Origin of the sequence: Streptomyces sp. SP17BM10 (genome assembly GCF_036322405.1) — a bacterium.
In the GTDB taxonomy this organism is placed as follows: Bacteria; Actinomycetota; Actinomycetes; order Streptomycetales; family Streptomycetaceae; genus Kitasatospora.
This window is the reverse complement of the sequence record NZ_JAQYXB010000123.1, coordinates 1-1,292: the sequence shown is the minus strand read 5'-3', so window position 1 is coordinate 1,292 and position 1,292 is coordinate 1. Positions and strand designations below refer to the sequence as shown.

The window sequence follows — 1,292 nt, the reverse complement described above, 5'->3', positions numbered from 1 at the left end:
GGGGTGGGTGAGGAGGAGGGCGGCGGCGGTGGCGAGGGCCACCGCCGCGCCGACCTGGAGGACGCGGTCGGTGCCGAAGGCGCCGACGGCGGGGCCGGCGAGGGCGCTGCCGATGGGGTACATGCCGACGGAGCCGGCGACCTCGTAGGCGTGGACGCGGTTGAGGACCTCGCCCGGGACCTGGGTCTGGACGCTGGTGGCCCACATGACGCCCCACACGCCGATGCCGACGCCGACCGCGAACTGGGCGGCGGCGAGCAGCCAGACGGGCCAGTCCAGGACGATGCCGAGCGGGTAGAGCGGGTAGGCGAGCATCGCCACCGCGCCCGCGGCCAGGGGGCGTTCGGGCTTGTAGCGGATCGCGAGCAGGCCGCCGGCGACGGTGCCGGCGCCGAGGGCGCAGTTGATCAGTCCGAAGGCGGTGGCGCCGTGTTCGGGGACGATGACGCCGGCGGCCACCGACAGCTGCGGACCCCAGGAGAGCACCGCGAAGACCATCCAGATGACGATGACGCCCCACAGCCAGCTGCGGGAGCGGAACTCCCGCCAGCCGACGGCCAGGTTGTGCCACAGACTCTCGCCGGCCGGCGGGGCGGGCACCACGCCGAGGCGCAGGGTGAGCAGACAGACCGCGCTGGTCCCGTAGGCCAGGGCGGAGATCACCATGACCCAGCCGGTGGCGCCGAGGCCGACCATGGCGCCGGCCAGGGCGGGGCCGCCGAGGCCGGTGAGGGCTTCGGAGGTGCGCAGGACGCCGTTGGCGCCCTGGACGTCGCGGGAGACGAGGGGGACGGTCGAGGAGGCGCCCGGCTGGAACATCGCGTTGGCGGTGCCGGCCACCACGAGCAGCGCGTACAGCTGCCAGAGCTGGTCGATGCCGTGGATGAACAGGAACGCCAGGAGGGTGTGGGCGAGGAGGTTGGCGAGGTCCGCAGCGATCATCATGCGGCGGGCGGTGAAGCGGTCGGCGAGGACGCCGCCGAAGAGCACCAGGCCGGCGAACGGGCCCACCAGGAAGGCCATCGAGTACCCGGCGGTGTTCAGGCCGTAGCCGCCGCTGAGCAGGCCGGCCGAGACGGCGACCGGCAGCATGGCCCAGCTGAGCAGGCCCGCGCTGCGGGCGGTGAAGTAGTACCGGAAGCTGCGGGACCAGATCGCCGGTTCGGTGTTCGCCGGCGCCCCGGCGGGCCGCTCCTCCACCCGCGCGGACGCGGCCGCGGGCGCGTGTTCGGTCAAGCGTTCTTCCATGACTGTTCGGTCCTCCGCTGGTGGATCGGGGTGTTCAGGGTCGG

General features: G+C 73.8%; 1 protein-coding gene. It reads right to left on the bottom strand.

From position 1 onward, the window contains the following. Positions 1–1,248 (bottom strand): MFS transporter (locus tag PUR71_RS00445; RefSeq protein WP_329924273.1); only part of this gene is annotated, 1,248 nt, incomplete at its 3' end. Between the last annotated feature and the right edge of the window lie 44 nt (positions 1,249–1,292).